Source organism: Brevundimonas albigilva, from assembly GCF_023503965.1.
Taxonomy (GTDB): Bacteria; Pseudomonadota; Alphaproteobacteria; order Caulobacterales; family Caulobacteraceae; genus Brevundimonas; species Brevundimonas albigilva.
This window is the reverse complement of the sequence record NZ_CP097298.1, coordinates 1,537,003-1,559,909: the sequence shown is the minus strand read 5'-3', so window position 1 is coordinate 1,559,909 and position 22,907 is coordinate 1,537,003. Positions and strand designations below refer to the sequence as shown.

General features: G+C 70.0%; 25 protein-coding genes and 3 pseudogenes. 10 read left to right on the top strand and 18 right to left on the bottom strand.

Features of this window, described 5'->3' with window-relative positions; genetic code table 11:
- Positions 1 to 58: 58 nt before the first annotated feature.
- Positions 59 to 1,561 carry an RNA polymerase factor sigma-54 gene (rpoN, locus tag MU852_RS08260; protein WP_249751780.1) on the bottom strand — a complete coding sequence of 501 codons (1,503 nt, stop codon included), beginning with the start codon at positions 1,559 to 1,561 and terminating at the stop codon, positions 59 to 61.
- A 293-nt stretch (positions 1,562 to 1,854) separates the two neighbouring features.
- Between rpoN and MU852_RS08255 the strand changes: the two genes are divergently transcribed.
- Positions 1,855 to 3,117: a type III PLP-dependent enzyme gene (locus MU852_RS08255; RefSeq protein WP_249751779.1), complete on the top strand. Its 1,263-nt coding sequence runs from the start codon at positions 1,855 to 1,857 to the stop codon at positions 3,115 to 3,117.
- A gap of 123 nt (positions 3,118 to 3,240) precedes the next feature.
- On the top strand, positions 3,241 to 4,296 hold the full coding sequence (locus MU852_RS08250) for a 1,9-bis(guanidino)-5-aza-nonane synthase (protein ID WP_249751778.1): 1,056 nt from the start codon (positions 3,241 to 3,243) through the stop codon (positions 4,294 to 4,296).
- Positions 4,297 to 4,317: 21 nt separating this feature from the next.
- On the opposite strand, the gene MU852_RS08245 is transcribed toward MU852_RS08250, so the two are convergent.
- Complete coding sequence (locus MU852_RS08245; protein ID WP_249751777.1) at positions 4,318 to 4,890, bottom strand: cob(I)yrinic acid a,c-diamide adenosyltransferase; 573 nt, start codon at positions 4,888 to 4,890, stop codon at positions 4,318 to 4,320.
- A complete protein-coding gene (locus tag MU852_RS17825) occupies positions 4,890 to 4,973 on the bottom strand; it encodes a hypothetical protein (RefSeq protein WP_347342378.1) in 84 nt (27 codons plus the stop codon). The genes MU852_RS08245 and MU852_RS17825 overlap by 1 nt, the downstream gene beginning before the upstream one ends.
- 280 nt (positions 4,974 to 5,253) lie before the next feature.
- Between MU852_RS17825 and MU852_RS08235 the strand changes: the two genes are divergently transcribed.
- Complete coding sequence (locus tag MU852_RS08235) at positions 5,254 to 6,408, top strand: hypothetical protein (RefSeq protein ID WP_249751776.1); 1,155 nt, start codon at positions 5,254 to 5,256, stop codon at positions 6,406 to 6,408.
- Here the strand turns inward: MU852_RS08235 and MU852_RS08230 are convergent.
- Genes MU852_RS08230 through MU852_RS08220 form a run of 3 tightly spaced genes read right to left on the bottom strand, consistent with a single transcriptional unit; the run spans position 6,405 to position 7,860 of the window.
- Positions 6,405 to 7,001, bottom strand: coding sequence for a Smr/MutS family protein (locus MU852_RS08230; protein ID WP_249751775.1), 597 nt, complete (start codon positions 6,999 to 7,001; stop codon positions 6,405 to 6,407). The genes MU852_RS08235 and MU852_RS08230 overlap by 4 nt on opposite strands.
- On the bottom strand, positions 6,998 to 7,234 hold the full coding sequence (locus MU852_RS08225; RefSeq protein ID WP_249751774.1) for a helix-turn-helix domain-containing protein: 237 nt from the start codon (positions 7,232 to 7,234) through the stop codon (positions 6,998 to 7,000). The genes MU852_RS08230 and MU852_RS08225 overlap by 4 nt, the downstream gene beginning before the upstream one ends.
- A gap of 23 nt (positions 7,235 to 7,257) precedes the next feature.
- Complete coding sequence (locus MU852_RS08220; RefSeq protein WP_249751773.1) at positions 7,258 to 7,860, bottom strand: DUF2975 domain-containing protein; 603 nt, start codon at positions 7,858 to 7,860, stop codon at positions 7,258 to 7,260.
- 467 nt (positions 7,861 to 8,327) lie between these two features.
- On the opposite strand from MU852_RS08220, the gene MU852_RS08215 reads away from it, so the two are divergent.
- Both MU852_RS08215 and hemW read left to right on the top strand, forming a co-directional pair.
- Positions 8,328 to 8,930 (top strand): non-canonical purine NTP pyrophosphatase, encoded by a 603-nt coding sequence (locus MU852_RS08215; protein ID WP_249751772.1) that lies wholly within the window; start codon positions 8,328 to 8,330, stop codon positions 8,928 to 8,930.
- The gene (gene hemW / locus MU852_RS08210) at positions 8,923 to 10,083 is read left to right on the top strand and encodes a radical SAM family heme chaperone HemW (protein WP_249751771.1); all 1,161 of its coding nucleotides are present in this window, start codon (positions 8,923 to 8,925) and stop codon (positions 10,081 to 10,083) included. Before MU852_RS08215 ends, hemW begins: the two co-directional genes overlap by 8 nt.
- Before the next feature lie 40 nt (positions 10,084 to 10,123).
- On the opposite strand, the pseudogene MU852_RS08205 reads toward hemW, so the two are convergent.
- A pseudogene (locus MU852_RS08205) lies at positions 10,124 to 11,001 on the bottom strand (GNAT family N-acetyltransferase).
- Between the two features lie 887 nt (positions 11,002 to 11,888).
- On the opposite strand from MU852_RS08205, the gene MU852_RS08200 reads away from it, so the two are divergent.
- Entirely contained in the window at positions 11,889 to 12,386 is a 498-nt protein-coding gene (locus tag MU852_RS08200; RefSeq protein ID WP_249751770.1) for a hypothetical protein, read from the top strand.
- A gap of 64 nt (positions 12,387 to 12,450) precedes the next feature.
- On the opposite strand, the gene MU852_RS08195 is transcribed toward MU852_RS08200, so the two are convergent.
- Complete coding sequence (locus MU852_RS08195; protein WP_249751769.1) at positions 12,451 to 12,693, bottom strand: GlsB/YeaQ/YmgE family stress response membrane protein; 243 nt, start codon at positions 12,691 to 12,693, stop codon at positions 12,451 to 12,453.
- Positions 12,694 to 12,861: 168 nt separating this feature from the next.
- On the opposite strand from MU852_RS08195, the pseudogene MU852_RS08190 reads away from it, so the two are divergent.
- Positions 12,862 to 13,234: pseudogene (locus MU852_RS08190) on the top strand (helix-turn-helix domain-containing protein).
- A 39-nt stretch (positions 13,235 to 13,273) separates the two neighbouring features.
- Positions 13,274 to 14,149, top strand: a complete 876-nt coding sequence (gene hisN / locus MU852_RS08185) for a histidinol-phosphatase (RefSeq protein WP_430641211.1) — start codon at positions 13,274 to 13,276, stop codon at positions 14,147 to 14,149.
- A 100-nt stretch (positions 14,150 to 14,249) separates the two neighbouring features.
- Here the strand turns inward: hisN and MU852_RS17365 are convergent, their stop codons facing one another.
- The 4 genes from MU852_RS17365 to MU852_RS08170 all read right to left on the bottom strand — a co-directional run bounded on the left by MU852_RS17365 (position 14,250) and on the right by MU852_RS08170 (position 17,078).
- On the bottom strand, positions 14,250 to 14,474 hold the full coding sequence (locus tag MU852_RS17365) for an alpha/beta fold hydrolase (RefSeq protein WP_283843832.1): 225 nt from the start codon (positions 14,472 to 14,474) through the stop codon (positions 14,250 to 14,252).
- Positions 14,475 to 14,494: 20 nt separating this feature from the next.
- A complete protein-coding gene (locus MU852_RS08180) occupies positions 14,495 to 15,250 on the bottom strand; it encodes an alpha/beta hydrolase (protein WP_283843831.1) in 756 nt (251 codons plus the stop codon).
- On the bottom strand, positions 15,247 to 16,173 hold the full coding sequence (locus MU852_RS08175; RefSeq protein WP_249751768.1) for a class I SAM-dependent methyltransferase: 927 nt from the start codon (positions 16,171 to 16,173) through the stop codon (positions 15,247 to 15,249). The genes MU852_RS08180 and MU852_RS08175 overlap by 4 nt, the downstream gene beginning before the upstream one ends.
- A 119-nt stretch (positions 16,174 to 16,292) precedes the next feature.
- Entirely contained in the window at positions 16,293 to 17,078 is a 786-nt protein-coding gene (locus MU852_RS08170) for a class I SAM-dependent methyltransferase (RefSeq protein WP_249751767.1), read from the bottom strand.
- A gap of 253 nt (positions 17,079 to 17,331) precedes the next feature.
- Here MU852_RS08170 and MU852_RS08165 point away from each other — a divergent pair.
- Positions 17,332 to 17,830: pseudogene (locus tag MU852_RS08165) on the top strand (Hsp20 family protein).
- Positions 17,831 to 17,847: 17 nt separating this feature from the next.
- Here the strand turns inward: MU852_RS08165 and MU852_RS08160 are convergent.
- From MU852_RS08160 to sdhC, 6 genes are read right to left on the bottom strand one after another with little or no spacing between them, the layout of a single operon-like run.
- The gene (locus tag MU852_RS08160) at positions 17,848 to 18,204 is read right to left on the bottom strand and encodes a PilZ domain-containing protein (RefSeq protein ID WP_249751766.1); all 357 of its coding nucleotides are present in this window, start codon (positions 18,202 to 18,204) and stop codon (positions 17,848 to 17,850) included.
- 44 nt (positions 18,205 to 18,248) lie between these two features.
- Positions 18,249 to 18,569 (bottom strand): 2Fe-2S iron-sulfur cluster-binding protein, encoded by a 321-nt coding sequence (locus MU852_RS08155; protein WP_249751765.1) that lies wholly within the window; start codon positions 18,567 to 18,569, stop codon positions 18,249 to 18,251.
- Positions 18,570 to 18,621: 52 nt separating this feature from the next.
- The gene (locus tag MU852_RS08150) at positions 18,622 to 19,419 is read right to left on the bottom strand and encodes a succinate dehydrogenase iron-sulfur subunit (RefSeq protein WP_249751764.1); all 798 of its coding nucleotides are present in this window, start codon (positions 19,417 to 19,419) and stop codon (positions 18,622 to 18,624) included.
- A 1-nt stretch (position 19,420) separates the two neighbouring features.
- Positions 19,421 to 21,205, bottom strand: coding sequence for a succinate dehydrogenase flavoprotein subunit (gene sdhA / locus MU852_RS08145; protein ID WP_249751763.1), 1,785 nt, complete (start codon positions 21,203 to 21,205; stop codon positions 19,421 to 19,423).
- A 7-nt stretch (positions 21,206 to 21,212) separates the two neighbouring features.
- Complete coding sequence (gene sdhD, locus MU852_RS08140; protein ID WP_249751762.1) at positions 21,213 to 21,611, bottom strand: succinate dehydrogenase, hydrophobic membrane anchor protein; 399 nt, start codon at positions 21,609 to 21,611, stop codon at positions 21,213 to 21,215.
- Positions 21,608 to 22,072: a succinate dehydrogenase, cytochrome b556 subunit gene (gene sdhC / locus MU852_RS08135; RefSeq protein WP_249751761.1), complete on the bottom strand. Its 465-nt coding sequence runs from the start codon at positions 22,070 to 22,072 to the stop codon at positions 21,608 to 21,610. The genes sdhD and sdhC overlap by 4 nt, the downstream gene beginning before the upstream one ends.
- Before the next feature lie 204 nt (positions 22,073 to 22,276).
- On the opposite strand from sdhC, the gene MU852_RS08130 reads away from it, so the two are divergent.
- Positions 22,277 to 22,852: a hypothetical protein gene (locus MU852_RS08130; protein WP_249751760.1), complete on the top strand. Its 576-nt coding sequence runs from the start codon at positions 22,277 to 22,279 to the stop codon at positions 22,850 to 22,852.
- Positions 22,853 to 22,907: the final 55 nt, after the last annotated feature.

Here is a 22,907-nt window from a genome sequence, read left to right as displayed (position 1 = left end):
AGAACGCTACCGACCGGATTTGGTGTCAATCCGGATCACCGATTTGTGGTGACGCTTGTCAGGCCGTCCGCATCAGCCGGCGACGCTGGACCGAGGACGGAATCCTGAGCGCTTCCCGATACTTGGCGACCGTCCGACGGGCGATGTCGATGCCGGCCTCCTTCAGGATCTCGACGATGCGGTCGTCGGACAAAACGTCGCCGTCGGCGCCCTCGGCGTCGATCATGGCCTTGATCCGGTGACGGACGGCCTCGGCGGAATGCGAGGCGGCCCCGTCGGTCGACTGGATGGCGGCGGTGAAGAAGAATTTCAGCTCGAACACCCCGCGCGGCGTCGACAGGTATTTGTTCGAGGTGACGCGGCTGACGGTCGATTCGTGCATGCCGATGGCGTCCGCCACCGTCTTCAGGTTCAGGGGGCGCAGGAACTCCACGCCGAAGGCCAGGAAGGCGTCCTGCTGGCGCACGATCTCGGACGTCACCTTCAATATGGTCTTGGCCCGCTGATCCAGCGACTTGACCAGCCAGTTCGCCTGGGCCGCGCAGTCGGCCACATAGCTCTTTTCGGTCTCCGACCGGGCGCCGGTCTGGACCACGGCGTGATAGCGCTTGTCGACCAGCAGGCGGGGCAGGGTGTCGGCGTTCAGCTCCACCTTCCAGCCGCCGGCCGGATCGGGCCGGACGTGGACGTCGGGGATGACCGTCTGGGCCGGCTCGCCGCCGAAGCCGGCGCCGGGGCGCGGCGTCAGCCCCTTCAGTTCGGCGATCATCTCGGCCAGATCCTCGGCGTCGACGCCGCACACCTGTCGCAGGCCCGCCAGGTCGCGCCGCGCCAGCAGGTCCAGATTGTCCAGCAGGGCCGCCATGGCCGGGTCGAAGCGGTTGCGCTCGATCAGCTGCAGCTTCAGGCATTCGGGCACCGAGCGCGCCATGACGCCCGTGGGCTCGAAGCCCTGGCAGACAGCCAGCACCGCCTCGATCCGCTCCAGCGGCACGCCCAGGCGGTCGGCGAACTCGGCCAGTTCGCCGCGCAGGTATCCGCCCTCGTCGGTGGCGTCGATCAGCGTCAGGGCCACGCCGTGGTCGGCGACGCCGAAGCCGGCGGACGAGGCCTGGGCCTGAAGGTGCTCCCACAGGGTCGGCTCGTGGGCGTCGGGCCGTTCGCCGTCGCCTTCGAACGTCGATCCGCCCTTGCCCGCGCCGGACCAGTCCGAAAGCCCCGGCTGGGCCTCGTCGGTCATCCGGTCGCTGGTGCGTTCGCCGGGCGCGGCGTCGCCGTAAACGTCGTCGGCGCCGGCGTCCAGGGCGCTGGCCGCCTCGTGGCCGACGCCGTCGCCAAAGGCCATCTCGCCGTCGTTGGAGGCGGTCCGCTCGGGCTCGGGCGCGTCGGGGCCGTCGCCTTCGGGCTCCTCGCGCTGCAGCAGCGGATTGCGCTCCAGCTCCGCCTCGACGTAATCCTCGAGCTCGAGGTTGGACAGCTGCAGCAGCTTGATCGCCTGCTGCAGCTGGGGCGTGATGACCAGCCCCTGCCCCTGCCTGACCTCCAGCCTCTGACCGATCACGTCCGATGTTCCCGCCGGGCGCGGAAGTGGCCCGGAACTTGCTGGAGCAGTATGTCGCCGGAACGGTTAACGCCCCCAAACGCGCGGCGTCCCTTCAAGGCGGCGCCCGGCGCGCCGTCGCGCGGCCGAGACCCAGGCTGCCGCAGGCGGCCGGATCGTCGCCGCCATTAAAAAACCGCTTTACATGACAGCGCGATACCCCCATATCGCGCCTTCCGGCGGACCCCGTAGGTCTTACCGTTACGCGCTGCTAACGCCGGTCTGGGTTAACAATCAACAGGGGGTTACGTGAATTGCGCACGTACCAACTTCCCCTGGACCTGGTCCGTGAGCGGCCTCCTGAGCGTCCCGTCGCCCTCGTGCGGCCGCGCTCGGTTTCCGTAGCGGCGCGCTGGTTCCAGGATAATCTCAAGGCCGACGTCTTCTACGCCGTGAAGGCGAATCCGTCGCGCTGGGTCGTCGAAACGCTGGTCGAAGCCGGCGTGCGCGGCTTCGACGTGGCCTCGCTGGCCGAGATCGAGCTGGTCCGCTCGGTCACGACCGACGCGCGCCTGGCCTTCATGCACCCGGTCAAGAGCCGGGCGGCCATCACCAAGGCCTATTTCGATCACGGCGTCCGCACCTTCTCGCTGGACTGCGTGGAGGAGCTGAACAAGATCCTCGACGCCACCGGCGGCGCGAACGACCTGAACCTGATCGTGCGCATGGCGGTCTCGGCCGACGGCGCGGCCTATACGCTGTCGGGCAAGTTCGGCGTGTCGTCGGACCAGGCCCCGGCGCTGCTGCTGGCGACCCGCCAGGCGGTGAAGGACGGCCTGATGGGCGTCAGCTTTCACGTCGGTTCGCAGTGCATGCGCCCGACGGCCTATCAGGCGGCGATGGCCCAGGTCGGCCGTTCGATCAGCCGCGCGGGCGTGATCGTCGACATCGTCGATGTCGGCGGCGGCTTCCCGTCGGTCTATCCGGGCATGGTCCCGCCGGACATGAGCGAATACGCCGACGCCATCCATCGCGGCTTTAACGAGATGCCGGTGTCGGAAACGACCGAGCTGTGGTGCGAGCCCGGCCGGGCGCTGGTGGCCGAGTCGTCCTCGGTGCTGGCCCGCGTCGATCTGCGCAAGGGCGACGCCCTGTACCTGAACGACGGCTCCTACGGTTCGCTGTTCGACGCGACCCACTCGCGCTGGCCCTTCCCGACCAAGCTGGTCCGGGACGGCGACAGCGCCGGCGAGTTGAAGGCGTTCCAGTTCTACGGCCCGACCTGCGATTCCATCGACCACATGCCGGGCCCGTTCTGGCTGCCGGCCGACATCCGCGAAGGCGACTACATCGAGATCGGCATGCTGGGCGCCTATGGCGTGGCCATGACGACGGGCTTCAACGGCTATGGCGAACATGACGTCGCCGCGGTCGAGGACGCCCCGATGGCCTCGCTCTACGGCCTGGCGCCGCGCTCCATCCCGACCGTGCGCACCACGGCGGAAGAGACCGCCCGCAAGGTCGTGCGGTTGTCACGTCCGAAGGGTAAGGCCGGTCAGCGCAAGCGCCGGAAGTAACCTCGCATTGCGTCACCCTCGGGAACTGTTCCGGGGGTGACGGTCTATCAGGACCGTCGGTCGCTCCGTCCCGACGGTCCCGTTGTTTCCGACGGGCGCTCAAATCAAAGGGAAACCTCCGAAATGAACGCTCCCGTTCAATCGAACACCAAGGCCCAGCTGCTGCAGAACGTGGTCGAGCACGTCGACATCACCAGCTTCGACGCGCGCCCGATCATCGACTCGATGCGCAAGATGTCCTTCTCGTCGCGCGACACCGCCCGCGCCGCCGACATCTTCAACATGGCGCTGGAAGACCAGGACTGCTCGCCGTGGCTTATCCTGGCCGGCTCGACCTCGGCCGGCGGCTGCATGCACGTGTACCGCGACATGGTGAAATTCGGCATGATCGACGCCGTGGTCGCCACCGGCGCCTCGATCGTCGACATGGATTTCTTCGAAGCCCTGGGCTTCAAGCACTACCAGGCCGCCGGCGAGGTGGACGACAACGTCCTGCGCGACAACTACATCGACCGGATCTACGACACCTACATCGACGAGGAAGAGCTCCAGGCCTGCGACCACACGATTCTTGAGATCGCCAATCGTCTGGAGCCGCGCGGCTATTCCAGCCGCGAGTTCATCTGGGAGATGGGCAAGTGGCTGTCCGAGGGCAACGCCAAAAAGGAAGGCAGCCTGATCCAGACCGCCTATGAGCAGGGCGTGCCGATCTTCTGCCCGGCCTTCGTGGACTCGTCCGCCGGTTTCGGCCTGGTCAAGCACCAGAAGGAGCGGGCCGCCGCCGGCCAGCCCTATATGATGCTGGACGCCATCGCCGACTTCCGCGAACTGACCGACATCAAGATCGCGGCGGGCGTCACCGGCCTGTTCATGGTCGGCGGCGGCGTGCCCAAGAACTTCGCCCAGGACACCGTCGTCTGCGCCGAGATCCTGGGGATCGAGGCCGAGATGCACCGCTATGCGGTCCAGATCACCGTCGCCGACGTGCGCGACGGCGCCTGCTCGTCCTCGACGCTGAAGGAAGCCGCGTCCTGGGGCAAGGTGCAGACCACCCACGAGCAGATGGTGTTCGCCGAGGCGACCACGGTCGTGCCGCTGATCGGCTCGGACGCCTATCACCGCGCCGCCTGGAAGAACCGGACGCCGCGCCGCTGGCAGAAGCTGTTCGAAAAGGCCTGATCGGGGTCTGGGGAGCGGCGCCTAGCGCGTCGCTCCCGGTTTCCACTTCACGTCGCCGGCCCCGTTGGCGTTGGCCCGGCGGGCGGCGACGAACAGGTGGTCGGACAGGCGGTTCAGGTATTTGACGGCCTCGACGTTGATCGGCGCGCCGGTCTCGACCAGGGCCACGGCCTCGCGCTCGGCGCGGCGGCAGACGGTGCGCGCCAGATGCAGATGCGCCGACAGGGGCGCCCCGCCCGGCAGGATGAAGCTGTCCAGCGGCTTCAGGCTTTCGTTCATCCAGTCGATCTCTGATTCCAGGCGGGCGACCTGGCTCTCGACGATGCGCAGCGCCTCCCACGTCGGGGGCGGGTCCAGCGGCGTGGCCAGGTCGGCGCCCAGGTCGAACAGTTCGTTCTGGATGCGCGCCAGCATGGCGTCGATGCGGTCGTTCTGGCCGCTGTTCAGCCGGGCCACGCCGATCACCGCGTTCAGTTCGTCCACGGCGCCATAGGCGGCGACGCGCGCATCGGTCTTGGACACGCTGGCGCCCGACGCCAGGCGCGTCGCGCCCTGGTCGCCGGTCCGTGTGTAGATCTTGTTCAGGACCACCATCAGCCGCGGCTCGTCGCTTTCCAGACCATGCCGGCGACCAGCACCAGCACCGCCGCCGCCTGGAGCCCGACCCGCAACCGCATCAGCCGGTTGGAATGCGACCGGGCTAGGCGCCGCCCCGGAACAGGGAATAGAGCCCCAGGCCCAGGGTGACGCTGACCGCTCCCACGGCGACCAGCACGAGAATGTCGAACAGATGCATGGCCCTGTCATAATCCCAGCCCCGCTCCGACGCCAGCGGGACCCGAAAGGGCGCCCCCTGGCGGCTGCCGGCCCCGACAGCGAAGGGCGTTTCGGCGACCCCTGTTCGTTTTCCCAAGCAAGCTAAGCCCTTGGTCATGATTGCCGTGCACCATGGCCGCCATGACCGACCGCGCCGTCCGCAGCCTTGAACATCTCCGCGGCTCCGCCTCCACGGCGCGCGTGCTGAACCTGCTTCGCGTCTGGGAAGAGAACGGCGACAGCCGCTCGGACGGCGCCGTGCGCAACCCCGAGTGGGCGGCGCGGCCGATCTTCAGGACCCCGGCGCTGAACCGCGCCCTGATCATCAAGCATCGGTTGCGGCGCAACGAGTTCGATCTGTTCACGGGTCGGCGTCAGGTGGCCACCAAGGTGGTCATCCCGATCGAGGACGACGACCTGAAGACCGGCGGCCGCTACGTCTTCGTCAACCAGATCGGTTTCGAACGGGCGATGATGGAGGCCTTCGGCGTCCAGCCGACCCACCCGGACATCGAGACGCTGCGCCTGATCGACCGCCTGCCGTCGCTGGACCCCTTCCTGTTGCGCGAACAGCTGCGGCGCGGCGGGCTGGACCCGGCGCCCTGCTATTTCTCGATCAGCGATGCGGACCTGCAGCGGATGACCGCCTTCGTCCGCAGCGAGATCGAGCCTCTGGTGACGCTGAGCCTGGGGGGCGACGATTCGGCCGACTCTCGCGATTCGGCCGCGCGGATGGCGGCCAAGATCCTGTCGAACACGCCGGGCAACCAGCTGGACGCCCTGCGCCTGACCCTGCGCCTGGCGCCCGAGCAGTACGAGGAGGGGGTCTTCTGCTGGAAGGGCTTCCTCTATTACAAATGGACGCTGGCGGCGCTGCTGACCGACGTGGCGGCGGTGGCCGAGGCGGTCCGCACCATCCGCCCGGTGGGCAAGGTCGACGCCCAGGCCAAGGAATACATCGCCCGCGGGCGCGACGTCCTGCGCGGGCGCATCATCAAGACCTGCGACGAGGTCAGCCGCACTCTGCGCGTCTATGACGACGCCTACGCCAAGCTGACCCAGGAGGGGCGGCCGATCGCCTTCCGCGACTTCCTGCTGGACGCGCCGTCCATGTTCTCGCGCTTGGGCGACCAGCTGGGCGCGGTCCAGCACATCGTCAGCTACTGGCGCTTCCGCTTCGGCCCCGGCGCCCCGGCGGTGAACGTCGAGGAGCTGATGGACATCTTCATGGACTTCGAGACCGGCCTGCTGGGCCGGGGCGAGACCGCCGACATGGCGGGGCGGGTCGCCGCCTAGGTCCTGCGGCGCAGGGTCACGTAGAAGGCGCCGTTTCCGCCGTGACGCGGATGGGCGACGCTATAGCCGGACACCACGGCCCGAAGCGCGGGCGCGTGCATCCAGTCGGCGAACGCCGCGCGGATGACGCCGCCGCCCAGACGCCCCTGGCCGGTGATGACCAGGACGGCCCGCATCCCGCGCGCCTGGCACGAGATCAGGAAGGCTCGAAGCTGGTCCTCGGCCTCGAACCGGCCGAAGCCGTGCAGGTCGATGCGCGCCTCGATCGGGTCGCGTTCGCGGGTCAGGCGCCGCTTGCGGCTGGGCTCCACGTCCTCGGGGGCGGACGGCGTCCGCGGCGCGGCGCGGGGCGTCCCGGTCGAGACGGCGGCGGGGGGCGCGGGCGTCCGCTTGGCCGCGGGCCGGCTGGCCGGACGCTCCTGCAGGGCGGCCAGGACCTGGGCCATGACGTCGACATGGGCCGCGTCGGCGCGGACGCGCGCGGCCTTTCGCTTTCGCGGCGGGGTGACGGTGCCGCTGACGCGCCCCCAGATGCGGCGGTCCTCGGGCGTCAGGCCGTTCTCGTCGCGCGGATCCGTCGGCGGCCGCTTCATTCGGCGTCGTCGGCGAAGGCCTCGGGCGGGCCGGGCTCATGCGCCAGCAGGTCGCCCGGCTGGCACTCCAGTTCGCGGCACAGGGCGTCCAGGGTGGAAAAGCGGACCGCGCGCGCCTTGCCGGTCTTCAGGATCGACAGATTGGCCACCGTCACCCCGACGCGGTCGGCGAGCTCGGTCAGCGACATGCGGCGTTCGACGAGGACGCGATCGAGCTGGACGCGGATGGCCATGGGGAAACCTTAGGGGAAACGGCTCAGATCGTCAGTTCGGATTCGCGCCTCAGGCGCGCGCCTTCGCGGAACACCTCGGCCAGGACGAAGACGATCAGGACGGAAAACACCGGGGTCAGAAGCTCGCCGATCCCCTGCGGCTCCATCACGCCGGGCGCCAGGCGGGCGGCCACGAAGCCCTGGGCCAGCCACACGCCGCCGGTCACGACCGCCAGGGTCAGGCCGATCTGGCGCAGGCGGCGCACGTTGTGGGGATGAAAGGGGTCGCCGACGGTCAGGGTGCGGAAGATGCGGCGCAGGCTGCGCAGGATCAGCATGAAGCCGCCGAAATAGGCCGTCACGGCGCCCAGGCCGAACAGCAGCAGCATTCGCGTCAACGGCAGCTGGCGTCCCCCCGAATCCCCGCTGACGGTGACGTTGAGGTTGTCCAGCGGAATGAAGACGGCCGCGATCAGCAGCAGCAGCAGCACGCCGGTGATCAGGGCCAGAAGCACATAGGCCACGTCCAGGGCGACCTTCAGGACGCTGGAGACCGAGCCGGGGCCCAGGCCGCGCACGGACGCCAGGAAGCGGGAGCCGGGGGCTCCGTCGGGCTTCGACGTCGATCGCAACCTCGGCAGGCGCATGGAGGGTCGGCCTTTCAGGCCGGATATTGGGGCCGCATGGCCGTGCGGGGTCCGGCGAACCCGCGCACGGCTCTATACATCGCGGTCTTCATCGAGATCGTCAAAGCTCTCTTGATCGAAACTGAGGGACGGCTCAGGACGGATCAGAAGGCCTGGATCAGGATGGCGACCAGGGCGGTCGGCAGGGCGGCGATCATGACCGTGTTGACGAAAGCGGCGCCGACCTTGTCCAGCCACATCGAGGTGTTCATCGTATGCATCGTGTTTCTCCGTTGATCCTGAAGGGACGATTTTCGCCCCGTTGATTGTATTTCCGCACGATGTTTCCGGCTTGTCGGAAAATCCGGAACGTTGCGGCCCCGTTCCTGATGTTCACAACATAGGCCGTGCCCAGCGGGAAAGCACGTTACATATCGTTTAACGATATTAAACTTTGGCAATGGACTGTTTCAGGGGCGTGATCGTCGATGACTCTCAAGCTTATCAAGGGGATGCGGCTCGTCGCCGCCACCCATAACCCCGGCAAGGCGCGCGAGATCGAGGCGCTGCTGGATGGAGATTACCGGATCGTCACCGCCGGCGCGCTGAACCTGCCCGAACCGGACGAGACCGAGACCACCTTCGTCGGCAACGCCATGCTGAAGGCGCGCCACGCGGCCCAGCTGTCGGGCGAGGTGTCTCTGGCCGATGATTCCGGCGTGTCGGTCGCCGCGCTGGACGGCGCGCCGGGCATCTTCTCCGCCCGCTGGGCCGGGCCGTCCAAGGATTTCGCCCTGGCCATGAAGAAGGTCGAGGACCGGCTGGACGAGATCGGCTCCAGCGACCGTCGCGCCTGGTTCACCTCGGCCCTGGCCGTCGCCTGGCCCGACGGCCCGTGCGTCGTCGTCGAGGGGGTGGTTCACGGCGAACTGACCTTCCCGCCGCGCGGCGATCGCGGCTTCGGCTACGATCCCATCTTCATCCCCGAGGGCCAGGCCCTGACCTATGGCGAGCTGGACCCGGCCGTGAAGGAGGCCGACAGCCACCGCACGCGCGCCTTCATGAAGCTGAAGGCCGCGCTGATTGACTGATCCCTTCGACCCGGGGACGGACGTCGGCCTCTATGTCCACTGGCCCTACTGTTCGCGCATCTGCCCCCACTGCGACTTCAACGTGGTGCGCGACCGGGGGCGGGGCCAGGAGCAGACGGCGCTGGCCGCGGCCATCCTGGCCGACCTGGAGGCGCAGGCGGCCCTGGCGGGGCCGCGCCGCCTGGCGTCCATCTTCTTCGGGGGCGGCACGCCGTCGCTGATGGACCCGGCCGCCGTCGCGGCGATCGTCGAGCGCGCCCGGACCCTGTTCCCCCCACGCGGCGCCGTGGAGATCACCCTGGAGGCCAATCCGACCGACGCCGAGGCCGACCGGTTCGCCGCCCTGGCCCAGGCGGGCGTCAACCGGCTGTCGATGGGGGTCCAGGCGCTGGACGACGCCGCCCTGTCGTTCCTGGGGCGCAACCATTCGGCGGCCGAGGCCCTGCGCGCCGTGGACCTGGCTGGACGGCTGTTCCCGCGCCTGTCGATCGATCTGATCTACGCCCGCCCCGGCCAGACCGTCGACGCATGGGAGGCGGAGCTTCGGTCCGCCCTGGACCTGGGGTTCGAGCACGTCTCGCCCTATCAACTGACCATAGAGGCCGAGACCGCCTTCGGCCGGGCCGTTCGGCGCGGGACCCTGACGCCCCCCGACGAGGACCGGGCCGTCGCCCTTTACGAAGCCACCCAGTCGGCGCTTCAGGCGGCCGGGCTGGACGCCTACGAGGTCTCCAACCACGCGCGCGGGCCCGGGGCGCGCTCGGCCCACAATCTGCACGTCTGGCGCGGCGGCGACTATCTGGGCCTGGGGCCGGGGGCGCATGGGCGGCTGACGCTGGACGGCGCACGCACCGCGACCGTCGCCCATCGCCGCATCGGCGACTATGTCGCTGGCGTCCATGCCGGCTCGCCCTGGTCCGAGGCCGACCGCCTGTCGCCCCGGGACGCGGCCGAGGAACGGCTGCTGCTGGGCCTCCGGACGGTGGAGGGCGTCCCAGCGGGGACCCTGGGGGCGCTTGGCCTGTCGACGACCGCGGAGCCGGTCGCGAGCCTGATCTCGGACGGCTTTCTCGCCCTGACCGCCGGCCGCCTGGCCGCCACGGCCCAAGGCCGCCCCGTCCTGGACGGCGTCCTGAAGGCCCTGCTGACCTAGCCCTTCCTGAGGCCCAGCATCCCCAGCCAGCCGCCGCTGGTCAGCAGCGCCACGTCCAGCAGCGCCAGGGGCAGGGGGTGGAGGCGGGGGCGGCGATGAAGCGGGGCGTCCAGCGCGGGGCGAACTTGGCCTTGTAGCTGCGCAGGCCCTGGAAGCCGTAGAGGGCGCCGCCCTCCTCGAACACCAGGGCGCCGACGCGGGCGAAAACGGGCGCCAGGCGACGGTCTTCCAGCCCCGCCAGCGGGGCCATGCCCAGGTCGAAGCGGGCGATCCCCTCGGCCTTGGCCCACTGGATGCAGCGCGTGAACAGATAGTCCATCACCCCGTGCGGGGCCTCGGGGCTGTGCCGCATCAGGTCCACCGCCGCCTCGCCGGGCGTGACCAGAAGGTTGGCGAAGGCGACGATGCGCCCCCCTCGCGGATCACCGCCAGCGGCGTCAGGTCCAGATAGCCGATGTCGAACCGCCCCATGGAGAAGGCCTTTTCCTCTCCGTTGTGAAGCGAAAGCCAGGCCTCGGACACCGCGCGCAGCTCCGCCTCCAGCGGGCGGGCCGATCCGGGCGGCAGCACCTCGAAACTGCCCCCCTCGCGCTCGGCGCGGTTCAGGGCCGTGCGCAGGTTCTGCTTGCTCTTGCCCTCGATGGAGAAGGTCGCGGCGTCCACCACGGCCGTCTCCCCGACCTTGCGCACCGCCAGCCCCATGGTGGCCAGTTCGCCCAGCATGGCCTCGCCGACCGAATAGAAGACCGGCGCGCCGCCGTAGCTGTCGGCCATCTCGGCGAAAGCCCACAACAGGTCCTGGCGTTCCTCCGGCGCGCCGGCGGGTTCGCCCATTACGATCCAGCGTCGCCCGCGCACCCTATACGCCAGGAAGCTGCGGCCCGACGGGCTGAACAGCAGGGCCTTGTCGCCCAGCATGGCCAGCCAGGCCTCGGGCGTCGCCTCGCCGGCGGCCTCCAGCGCGGTGCGGGCGCGGGCGATCTCTTCAGGGCCGGCGGGGCCGTGCTCGTGCGCGCCGGGCGAGCTCAGCAGCGACCGCCCCGCCACCACGAGCGTCAGAACCGCCAGCGCCAGGCCCGCGCGCAGGAAGCCCGACGCCTGGCGATCGCCGATGAAGCGCCACCACAGCTCGTCGGAATAGGCCACGTCGCGATAGGCGAAGAAGCCCAGCCACAGCATGGCCCCCACCACGGCGATCAGCAGCAGCAGCCAGCTGGGCCTCAGGGGCTCGCTGAGCCGCGAGCGCCGGATGAAGGCGGACCGGCACGGGGCCAAGAGGGCCGCGACCAGGATCAGGTCGATCGATTCCGCCCAGTCCAGCCCCTTCAGCACCGAGAACACCGCCCCCACCCCCAGCACCGCCAGCGCCGCCCAATAGGCGCCGCGCCGCCGCCGCCACAGGCCGGCCGACAGCAGCATCAGCAGAAAGCCCGCGATGGAGGCGACCAGGTGCGACAGGTCGATCAGCAGGGGCGAGACGACCCCCGTCAGCTGACGAAGGCGACCGTCGAGCTCGGGCGTCACCGCCGAAGCCAGCATCAGCGCGCCGGCGGCGAAGGCCACCACGGCGAACAGCTGCGGGGTCAGCTCATAGCCCAAGCCGAGCAGGCGGCGCAGCAGCCTAAGGGCGTGGTCAGGGCGGCGCGGCAAGCCGATCTCCGATGATTCGTTGGCGGCGCCCCAGCATAGACCAAGAATCGGCCAACTGGGGCGGGCGCGGGGTCATTTCGGGGCGGCTGAAACAATATGAAATATGGCGGATTACCTCTGTGCGGGCGTCGGGCCCGCGTCACCGGGGTAATCCCATGAACTTCAAGACCGCTCTTCTCGCCGGCGCCGTGGGCGCCGTCCTGACCGCCGCGCCGGCCCTGGCGCAAGAGGCGGCCGCGCCCGCCCAGGAAACCGCCGCCCCCGCGCAGCAAAGCCTGCAGCTCACGCCCGGCGCCACGGTTCGCGGCCCGGACGGCGCGCTGGGCCAGCTGGAAGGCGTGCAAGCCAACGCCGAGGGCGGCCAGGAACTGACCGTGCGCGGCGCCGACGGCCAGCTTCGCGCCGTGCCCCTGGGCGGCATCCGCCAGGAAGGCGCCGATGTGGTGGTGGCCTACACCAAGGCCGAATATGACGCCGCCGCGCCGATCGCCGGCGCCGCCCCTGCGCCGGCCGCGACCCCGGCGCCGTCCAGCGACCCGGCGGCCGATCCGACCACCGCGGATCCGTCCTCGACCATGACGGACCCGGCCGATCCGGCGACGACCGCCGATCCGATGGCCCCGCCCACCGACTCGACCCAGCCTCAGGGCTGAGGGTCCGGGCATGAAGAAAGGGGCGGCTCGACGAGCCGCCCCTTTTTCGCATCCGCCGAGCCGATCAGGCGCGACGCTTGATCAGTCCCAGCAGGAACAGCAGGATCACGGCGCCGATGGTGGCGACGATGGTCGAACCGATCCAGCCGCCCCAGGCGAAGCCCAGCGCGTTGGCGATGAAGCCGCCGATCAGGGCGCCGACGACGCCGACGATCAGATTGGTCAGCAGGCCGTGGTTGCGGCCCATGATTTGTTCGGCGAGCCAACCGGCGATGATGCCGATGATGATCCAGGCGATAATACCCATGCTCAGTATCCTTCCTTCCAAAAGCCAAGCTGTCAGCTAAATGCACGTCGCGCCGACGGGTTGCCTGGGGCGTGGCATTCCCCTGGAGCGCGACCCCGGCACGCCCCTTGCCGCCCGCAAGGCGAGCCGTCCCGATGCGGGACGACGGGCAGACGAGGGAGCCGGTTCATGGCCGCCGACATCGACCTTCACCTGGGGCCGCCTGCGCCGGCGCCGGCGCCTGCTGGGCCTGACCCAGCAGCAGCTGGCGCTGCAGGTGGGCATCCGCTTCCAGCAGATCCAGAAGTACGAGTGCGGCGCCAACCGCATCTCGGCCGCCCGCCTGTGGCAGCTGGCCGAGGCGCTGGAGACGCCGGTGGCCTATTTCTACGAAGGCCTGGCGGAAGCGCTGGAGGCCCCCGCGCCCGCCCGGGCGGAGGTGTTCTCGCGCCGCGAGACGCTGGACCTGATCCAGGCCTTCTACCAGCTGGACGAAACGCCGCGCCGTCGCCTGCTGGACCTGGCCAAGTCCCTGCACGTCGAGGGCCCGCCCGCCCGCTGAGCGGTTCCGCCCGGCCCGGTCATGCTCTATGAGGCCGGCATGACCGAATTCGAAGCCTTCGCCGTCGACCTGGCCCGGGACGCGGCGCGCGTGACCCTGCCGCTGTTCCGTTCCGACATCGGCCACGACGACAAGGGCGGGGCCGGCGGCTTCGACCCCGTGACCGAGGCGGACCGCCAGGCCGAGGCCGTCATCCGCCGGCGCATCGCCGAACGCTATCCCGACCACGGGGTGATCGGCGAGGAATACGGCGCGGACCGCCCCGACGCCGAACACGTCTGGGTGCTGGACCCCGTCGACGGCACCCGCGCCTTCATCGCCGGCCTGCCGCTGTGGACCACCCTGATCGCCCTGAGGACGGCGGGGACGCCGACCGTCGGGGTGATCGCCCAGCCCTATCTGGACGAGATCTTCGTCGGCGGACCGTCCGGCGCGCGGCTGCTGCGCGGCGAGACCGAGACGCCGCTGGCCGTGCGGGCCTGCGAGCGGCTGAACGACGCCGTCATCGCCACGACGGACCCCGACATCTTCACCGGCTCGGAACTGGGCGCCTGGACCCAGGTCCGGGCCGCCGCCCGCCTGGCGCGGCTGGGCTGCGACGCCTACGCCTACGCCATGCTGGCCGCCGGGCGCATCGACCTGGTGGCCGAGGCCGGGCTGAAGCCCTGGGACTGGTCGGCCCTGGTCCCGGTGATCCGCGCCGCCGGCGGCGCGGTGGTCAACTGGCGCGGCCAGGCCCCGGACGACGGCGGCCAGATCCTGGCGGTGGGGCGACGCCCGCCTGATCGACCAGGCCCTGGTGACGCTGCGGCGCGCGGCGCTGTAGGGCGTCATCGAAAAAGACAGTGTGAACCGTGTGAATCGTATGAAATCGCGCGGCGCCTCCTGCAGGACGGATCCAGCCGCGCATCATAGGCGATGTTCGGACCGCGGTTGGTCGAAAGCGCCGGACGCCCTGCAAGCGATTGATTTTGCAGGGGCGTGCGCGCCGAATTAGGCGCGCAAGCCGCCGGACCTAGGCGCCCGTCGTCTCCAGCACCGGGGCCACCGTGTCGGCCAGGGCGTCGAACTCCTGCAGGAAGACGCCGCGCATCTCGTCCGCCTCCATGATGATCTCGTGGCGCGCGCCGGGGATTTCGACATAGCGGCCGCGCTCCAGCCGCTTGGCGGCCCATCGGCTGGTCTGTTTCCAGACCAGTTCGTCGCGGTCGGCCTGGACCACGGTGACGGGGATCTTCACCGCCTTCAGGGCCTTGGGCTTCAGCGCCGTTCGCCCGCGTCGATGGCGAAGGCCAGCCAGCCATAGGTGGGGGCCCCGACGGCCAGGTGAGGGCAGGCGAACAGCTGCTGGCGCCACAGGTCGTAGCGGGCCGCGTCCGACGTCAGGGTGTTGCCCTCGAAGTCATGGTCGAAGGGGTCGTCGACGTCGTCCAGCACATAGTCGCCGGCCTTGCCGTGACGGATGTTCCAGCGCAGGGCCAGCTTGACCGACCACATCGAGCGCTTGCCCGTCTTGACCCGCAGCATGGGGCTGGACAGCAGGGCGGCGGCGAACCGGTCCTCGCCGGCCTCCAGCGTCAGCAGGTTCAGGCAGGCGCCCATCGAATGGCCGACCATGATCCAGGGCTGGGGCATCCGCGCCTGATAGGTCTCCAGCAGCCGGCCGTAGTCGTCCAGGAACTCCTCGACCGCGCGGGCGTGGCCCTTCAGCCGGTCGGGCAGCAGGCGCGCCGACAGCCCCTGGCCGCGCCAGTCGTGGGCCAGGACGCACCAGCCGCGCGCCAGCAGATTGCCGATGAATTCGTAGTATTTCTCGATCGGCTCGGTGCGGCCGGCGCTGAGCACCACGGTGCCGCGCGGGGTCTTGGCCACCATCGGCGACGGCGTCCACAGCGCCGCGCGCAGGCGCATGCCGCCCGCGCCCCGGAACCAGTCGCCGTCTCCGCCGGGCGGCGGGGCGGCGCCGGGCACGCCCATCAGCGGGGCATGGGCGGCGAAGGTCTGGGCGCGGTTCACACGGGCTTCCTGAATTTCAAGGTCATGCGGTCGCTCTCGCCGATCTCTTCATACGGCGCGCGGTCGAAGGCGGGGTCCGCGGGCTCTCCGCGCGGCGCGGTCAGCCGCATCGGCGGCAGGGTGTCGACGCCGAACGGATGGTCCTTAGTGTCCTTGTCGTTGGCGTTGATCTCGGAGGCGGCGACGAAGACGAAGCCGGCCTCGGCGGCCAGCTGGCGGACGAACGCCTCCTGGACGTATCCGTTCGCGGCGACCGGGTCCTGGTCCTCTTCCGGGCCGAGCCGGTGCTGCTCGACGCCCAGGACGCCGCCGGGCTTCAGCGCGGCGTAGGCGTCGGCGAAGGCCTTTTCCGCGATCCCGGCGGCCATCCAGCCGTGCAGGGTGCGCATGAACAGGGCCATGTCCGCCGTGCCGGGATCGGCCGCCGGCCCGCTGGCCGCGCCGAAGGTGGAGAAGCGAGGTTCGCCGTAAAGCCGCCTGTCGGACGAGAAGCGGGCGCGGAAGGCCGCGTTCAGCGCCGCCTGGGCCGGGTCGGCCGTCGGTCCCTCGGGAAACAGGGCCGCGACATAGGCGCCGGCGCCCTTGTTCAGATAGGGGGCCAGGATTTCCGTGTACCAGCCGCTGCCCGGCCAGAATTCGAGCACCGTCATGCGCGGCTGCAGGCCGAAGAAGCGCAGCGTCTCCATCGGGTGGCGGAAGGCGTCGCGGGCCTTGTCCTGGGGCGTGCGCCAGGCGCCGGCGACGGCCCATTCCAGCGATCCCTCGGGCGGGCCCTGCGGCCCGGCGGGCGGCGCGGCCGTCTTCTCCTCGCCGCGACCGCAGCCCGACAGCGACGCGCCCAGGCCCGCCAGCGCCAGTCCGGTCGCGCCGGCCAGCAACGTCCGGCGCGACACGCGGTCCTGGTTCGCTGCAAAATCGGCCATCAAACATCCCTGCGGAGCATCGCCCCGGCGCCCGACCGACTTCGGCGGCGACGGGGGCGATGACGGGCTTACTCAGGTTCGCCGCCGGGGTCAAAGGCCCCGGGGCCCGCCGGGGCGGACTATTCCGGCTTGCGGAATCTCAGGGTCATGCGGTCGCTCTCGCCGATGGCGTCGAAGGCGGCGCGCTGGTCGGGGGTCAGGGCGCGCCCCTGATCGTCCGCGGACCGACGGACCGGCGGCAGCGTCCAGACGCCGAACGGATGGTCGCGATCGTCGGCGGGGTTGGCGTTCAGCTCGCTGCGGGCCTCCAGCACGAAGCCGGCGTCCTGGGCGGCCTTGATGACATAGCTTTCGGGAACGTAGCCGGTGGGGGCGACGTCGGCGACGTTCAGGCCGTCGACGCTGCGGTGCTGTTCCACCGCCAGGACGCCGCCGGGCTTCAGCGCCTGGAAGAAGGCGGCCAGATAGGGCTCGGTGCGGCCGCCGCGCGACCAGTTGTGGAAGGCGCGCGCCACCAGGATGAAGTCGGCGCTTCCCGGCGCGACCCCCATGCTCTCCAGCGGCCGGTTGACCGGCACATAGCGCCCGCCCGTGGCGGCGGCGTAGGGCTCCAGGATATGGCGCCACCAGCTGGCGCCGCCGGGCTCGATCTCGACCACCGTCATGCCCGGCGTCAGGCCCCAGAAGGTCAGGGCCTCGTAGGGGTGACGCCACCGGTCGCGCGCGCGGTCGGCCTCGGGCCGGGTCGTGGAGGCCACGGCCGCCTGGAGCGCGGCGTCTTCCTGGAGCTGGGGGATCGCCGTGGACAGGGCCGAGCGCGGCAGGGTCGGGGTCTGCTGGGCCTGGGCCAGGCCGGGAGCGGCGCAGGCCGCGAGCGCGGCGGCGGCGAGAAGGGCGTGACGCATGGCGAGTTCTCCCGAGGATTCCCTTCTCCATAGCAGCCCGCGTCCGGCGACCAAGCCCGCTTCGACGGGGCAGACGAAATGACGCGCGGACGTCTTGACGGGCGAAGGGCGCATCCCATCTGAACCCACGAGAACGCCGACGCCGGGTTCTCCAGACCCGCCGGGGCCGATTTCGGGCCGGCAGGACTGATCTCCATCCGTCCGGGCCAAACCGCCGGGCGGCTCAACCTTGCTGATCCTCAGGAGGATGCTGATGCGTACCTATGATTTCACCCCGCTGTACCGTTCGGCCGTCGGCTTCGACCGTCTGGCCAATCTGCTGGAAAGCGCCGCGCGCACCAGCCAGGACACGGGCTATCCGCCCTACAACATCGAGACCACGGGCGAGAACGCCTATCGCATCGAGATCGCCGTCGCCGGCTTCACGCCCGACGAGCTGAACATCGAGGTGAAGGAGAACCTGCTCACCGTCACCGGCCGCAAGACCGCCAACGACGCTTCTCTGGATGGGGGCGCCGCAGAAGACCTATCTGCACCGCGGCCTGGCCGAACGCGACTTCGAGCGTCGGTTTCAGCTGGCCGACTATGTCGTCGTGACCGAGGCGAACCTGGTCAACGGCCTGCTGTCGATCGCCCTGAAGCGCGAACTGCCCGAAGCGCTGAAGCCCCGCCGCATCGAGATCGGCGCCGGCACGCCGCTGATCGAGGGCCAGGTCCAGGGCAAGGCGGAGAAGGCGGCCAAGGCCGCCTGATCGGCCCGATCCCGTGACTAACGGCCGCCCGCGCGGAGCCAGGCTTCGCGCGCGGCGGTCATCCGGGCCGGCGTCAGCCCCCTCAGCGGGGTTGGCCCGGCCTGTTTGATTCCAGCTTCCTGGCCCTTCTGCCAGACGACGACGCCCGGATAGGCCAGCCCCTCGGCCACGTCGATGACCACGACGTCGCGCGGCAGGGCGGCGCCGCGGTCGAGCCGAAGCCGGAAACCGGCCGCGGACTGGTCCACGATCAGACAGGCGGTCTCGACGCCCGAGGCGACGACCACCCCGCGCGCGTTGGCCGCCCGACGGGGCTCCTGGCGGCGGTCGGCCGGGTCCGGGGCGCGACCGAATTTCGAACCGAACAAGCTCACGGAGCGGTCAACGCGCCAGAAGCCGGATGGCGCCGCGCGTCACGTCAGTGCTGGTTTTCGGGCAGGCGCACGACCAGGCCGTCCAGGGCGTCGGAGACGCGGATCTGGCACGACAGGCGGCTGTTGGGCTCGACCTCCTCGGCGAAGTCCAGCATGGATTCCTCCATGGCGCTGGGCGACCCCGTGGCCTCGCGCCAGGCCTCGTCGACATAGACGTGGCAGGTGGCGCAGGCGCAGGCCCCGCCGCAATCGGCGTCTATGCCCGGCACATTGTTGCGGATCGCGCCTTCCATGACCGAAAGGCCCGGCTTGACGTCGACGACGTGCTCGGTCCCGTCATGCTCGATATAGGTGATCTTGGGCATGGGGCGCTCTTAGACGAGGGCGCGGCGGAGGCAAGCCTCCGCCGCACGATCCTCAGGCCGCCTGCTTCTTGCGGCCGGGGGCGATCATCAGCTTCTTGGTCTCGGCGATGGCCTTGGCCGGGTTCAGGCCCTTGGGGCAGACCTGGGCGCAGTTCATGATCGTGTGGCAGCGATACAGCTTGAACGGGTCTTCCAGGTCGTCCAGGCGCTTCTGGGTGGCGTCGTCGCGGCTGTCGGAGATCCAGCGGTAGGACTGCAGCAGGGCGGCCGGGCCGAGGTATTCTTCCTGGTTCCACCAGTAGCTGGGGCACGAGGTCGAGCAGCAGGCGCACAGGATGCATTCGTACAGGCCGTCCAGCTTCTCGCGGTCGGCGGGCGACTGCAGCCGCTCCTTCTCCGGATCCGGCTCGTCGGACTGGAGGTAGGGCTGGATGGAATCGTACTGGGCGTAGAACAGGCTGAGGTCCGTCACCAGGTCCTTGACCACCGGCTGGTGGGGCAGGGGGGCGATGGTGATGTTGGACGACTGGCATTCGTCCCAGCCCTTGGTGCAGGCCAGGGTGTTGCGCCCGTCGATGTTCATCGAGCACGAGCCGCAGATGCCCTCGCGGCACGAGCGGCGGAACGACAGGGTGGGGTCGATGGTGTTCTTGATGTGGATCAGGGCGTCCAGCAGCATCGGGCCGTGGTCGCCGGTCGGCACCTCATAGACATCCCAGCGCGGGTCGGCGTCGACCTCGGGGTCGTAGCGATAGACCTTGTAGGTCTTGACGTCCTTCGATCCCGGCGCGGCCTTGAAGACCTTGCCCGTCGTCGGCTTGGAGCCCTTGGGGAGAGTGAGCTGGACCATCTTAGTAAACCCGCGCCTTGGGCTCGATGTACGAGACTTCGTCGGACATGGTGTAGTTGTGCACCGGACGGTAATCGATCTGGACGCCTTCGCCCGGCCGCTTCCAGGCCAGGGTATGCTTCATCCAGTTCACGTCGTCGCGGTCCGGATAGTCCTCGCGGGCGTGGGCGCCGCGCGATTCCGTGCGGTTCAGGCCGCCCTCGATCGTGACCAGGGCCTGGGCGATCAGGTTGTCGTATTCCAGGGTCTCGACCAGGTCGGTGTTCCAGATCAGGCCGCGATCGACAGTCTTGATGTCGGCGCCGGCGGCGTCGATGGCGCGCAGCTTGTCGACGCCCTGCTGCAGGGTCTCGCCGGTGCGGAACACCGCCGCGTCGGCCTGCATGGCGCGCTGCATCGACAGGCGCAGCTCGGCGGTCGGGGTCGAGCCGTTCGCGTTCCTGAAGCGGTCCAGGCGGGCCAGGTGAGCGTCGATCTGGGCCTTGGGCGCGGCGGGCACGGCCGAGGCCTTGTCCACCACCTCGCCGCAGCGCAGGCCGACGGCGCGGCCGAACACCACCAGATCGGTCAGCGAGTTGGAGCCCAGGCGGTTGGCGCCGTGCACCGAGACGCAGGCGGCCTCGCCCACGGCCATCAGGCCCGGAACCACGCTGTCGGGGTTGCCGTCGCGCAGGGTCAGCACCTCGCCGTGATAGTTCGTCGGGATGCCGCCCATGTTGTAGTGGACGGTCGGCAGGACCGGGATCGGCTCCTTGGTCACGTCGACGCCGGCGAAGATCTTGGCGCTTTCGGAGATGCCCGGCAGGCGCTGGTGCAGGATCTTGGGATCCAGGTGGTCCAGGTGCAGGAAGATGTGGTCCTTGTTCGGGCCCACGCCGCGGCCTTCGCGGATCTCGATGGTCATGGAGCGCGAAACCATGTCGCGCGGGGCCAGGTCCTTCACGGTCGGCGCATAGCGCTCCATGAAGCGCTCGCCTTCCGAGTTGGTCAGGTATCCGCCCTCGCCGCGCGCGCCCTCGGTGATCAGGCAGCCGGCGCCGTAGATGCCGGTCGGGTGGAACTGGACGAACTCCATGTCCTGCAGCGGCAGGCCGGCGCGCAGCACCATGGCGTTGCCGTCGCCGGTGCAGGTGTGGGCGCTGGTGGCCGAGAAATAGGCGCGGCCGTAGCCGCCGGTCGCCAGCACCACCATCTTGGCGCGGAACTGGTGCAGCTGGCCGGTGTCGAGCTGAAGCGCGGTGACGCCGGTGCAGGCGCCGTCCTGCATGATCAGGTCCAGCGCGAAATATTCGATGAAGAACTTCACCTCGCGGCGCACCGACTGGCCGTAGAGGGTGTGCAGGATGGCGTGGCCGGTGCGGTCGGCGGCGGCGCAGGTGCGCTGCACCGGGCCTTCGCCGAAGTTGCGGGTCATGCCGCCGAAGGCGCGCTGATAGATCTTGCCCTCGTCCGTGCGGGAGAAGGGCACGCCCCAGTGCTCCAGCTCATAGACGGCCTTGGGGGCGTTCCTGACCAGATATTCGATGGCGTCCTGGTCGCCCAGCCAGTCCGACCCCTTGACGGTGTCGTACATGTGCCACTGCCAGCTGTCCTCGCCCATGTTGCCGAGGCTGGCCGAGATGCCGCCCTGGGCGGCCACGGTGTGGGAGCGGGTGGGGAAGACCTTGGTCACGCAGGCGACCTTCAGCCCCTGCTGGGCGGCGCCCAGGGCGGCGCGCAGGCCCGAACCGCCGGCGCCGACGACGACGACGTCGTATTCGTGATCGATAAGCTCGTAAGCAGCCATGACGGGATCAGACTCCGGCCGGCAGCGGGGCCGAGCCCAGCGCCAGACGCACGATGAAGAAGACGCTGGCGGCCGCCAGCGCGAAGAAGAGGATGTTCACCACGACCAGCAGCAGGGCCTTGTTGCCCGGCCGGTGGATGTAGTCCTCGACGATGACCTTCCAGGCCAGGGCGCCGAACCCGCAGAAGGCCACGGCGGCGAGGACCGCCAGGGCGGCGTTCAGCCCGTTGCCGAACCAGGCGGCGACGGCGCCGTAGTCGGCGCCGGCCAGGGTGACGGCGCTGGAGGCGACCCACAGGCCGAGCGGCATCAGGGCCGCCAGCAGCAGCTTCTCGATGGTCCATTCGCCGGCGCCGTGGCGCTCGGAAATCTTGACGCGGTTCCTGAACTTAGCCGGGCTGCTCACAGCGAGACCCTCCCCGTGGCGAACAAGGCGATCCAGAACAGCACCGCCAGCGGGATCGGCCCCCAGACGGCGATGGCGGACAGGAGGTTGGCCGGCTTGATCGTCAGGGCCGCGCCCGTGTCGTTGATCAGGTGGCGAGCGCCGTTGAGGATGAAGGAGAACAGCACCACCGTCAGGCCGAAGCCGATGAACAGGCCCAGCGGCGATCCGGCGAAGGCCAGCGCCCCGGCGTAGGCGTCCGGTCCGGCGGCGGCCGCGGCCAGCCAGGCCAGGGCGATCAGGGCCGCGACCGTCATCGCGCCGATGGTCACGCGGAACAGGATCGACGCGGCCATGGTGATGTGCCAGCGCCAGACGCTGATGTGAGGGGACAGGGGTCGAACGTGACCGTTCGGCTGGGTGACGAAACGGCCGGTCTGGTCGTCGCGCGCATCCCCCGACGTCGGGTTGGGATGAGTCATGCGAATCGTTCTCAAAAGCGAATGAATTCAATCGCCGTGTGCGGTTGCGAAGGCTTTAGTGACCCGCGCGCGGCGGTGTCAACAAACGGCTTCAACAAGTGTTGCGGAGACGGCCGTCGCGAGGCCGGGACGTCGTCGATCACGTTTGCGCGCATCCGCCGGCGGGGGTTGCGGCCGGCGGGGCGGCTTTGGCAGGGTAAGCCCATGATCTGGTTCGCCTTCGCCCCCGCCCTCGCCGCCGGCCTGACCCTCCAGACCCCCTACGGCGCCCTGGACGCGACGCCGGAAACCTATCAGCCGCCGGTGGTGCGGCCGTTCGAGCCGCCCTCCGACTTTGGTCGCGAACAGGCCCAGGGCGATTCCGGCGACGCCGCCCATCGCCGCGCCCTGACCCAGCCGGTCGTGGTCGGCGCCTATGTCGGCAGCTACGAGACCAGCCCCAGCGACGCCGAGACCGCCTATGACCAGGGCGTGGCCCAGGCCGAGATCACCATGGACAGCCGCGCCGGACCGCTGGACGGACGCTGGCGGGTGCTGGACGCCGAGGGGCGGCCGCTGATGTCGCTGGCCCTGACCGACCTGGGCGGCGGGCGCCGGATCGAGGGGCCTGGCGGCGGCTGGATCCGCGCGTCGGCAGGGACGACGGCGGCGTGGCCGGGCCGGCGCGGACCGACGGCGCGACCACGGTGGTTCCGGTCGGGACGGGCGCGCTGCGCCTGCACGCGTCGGACAAGGGCTGGACCGGGGTCCTGGTCCAGGGCGGCCAACGCCGGCCCGTGACGGTGGCGCGCCCGGGCTGACGCTCGCCACGGCCGATCCGCCACCCTATATGTGA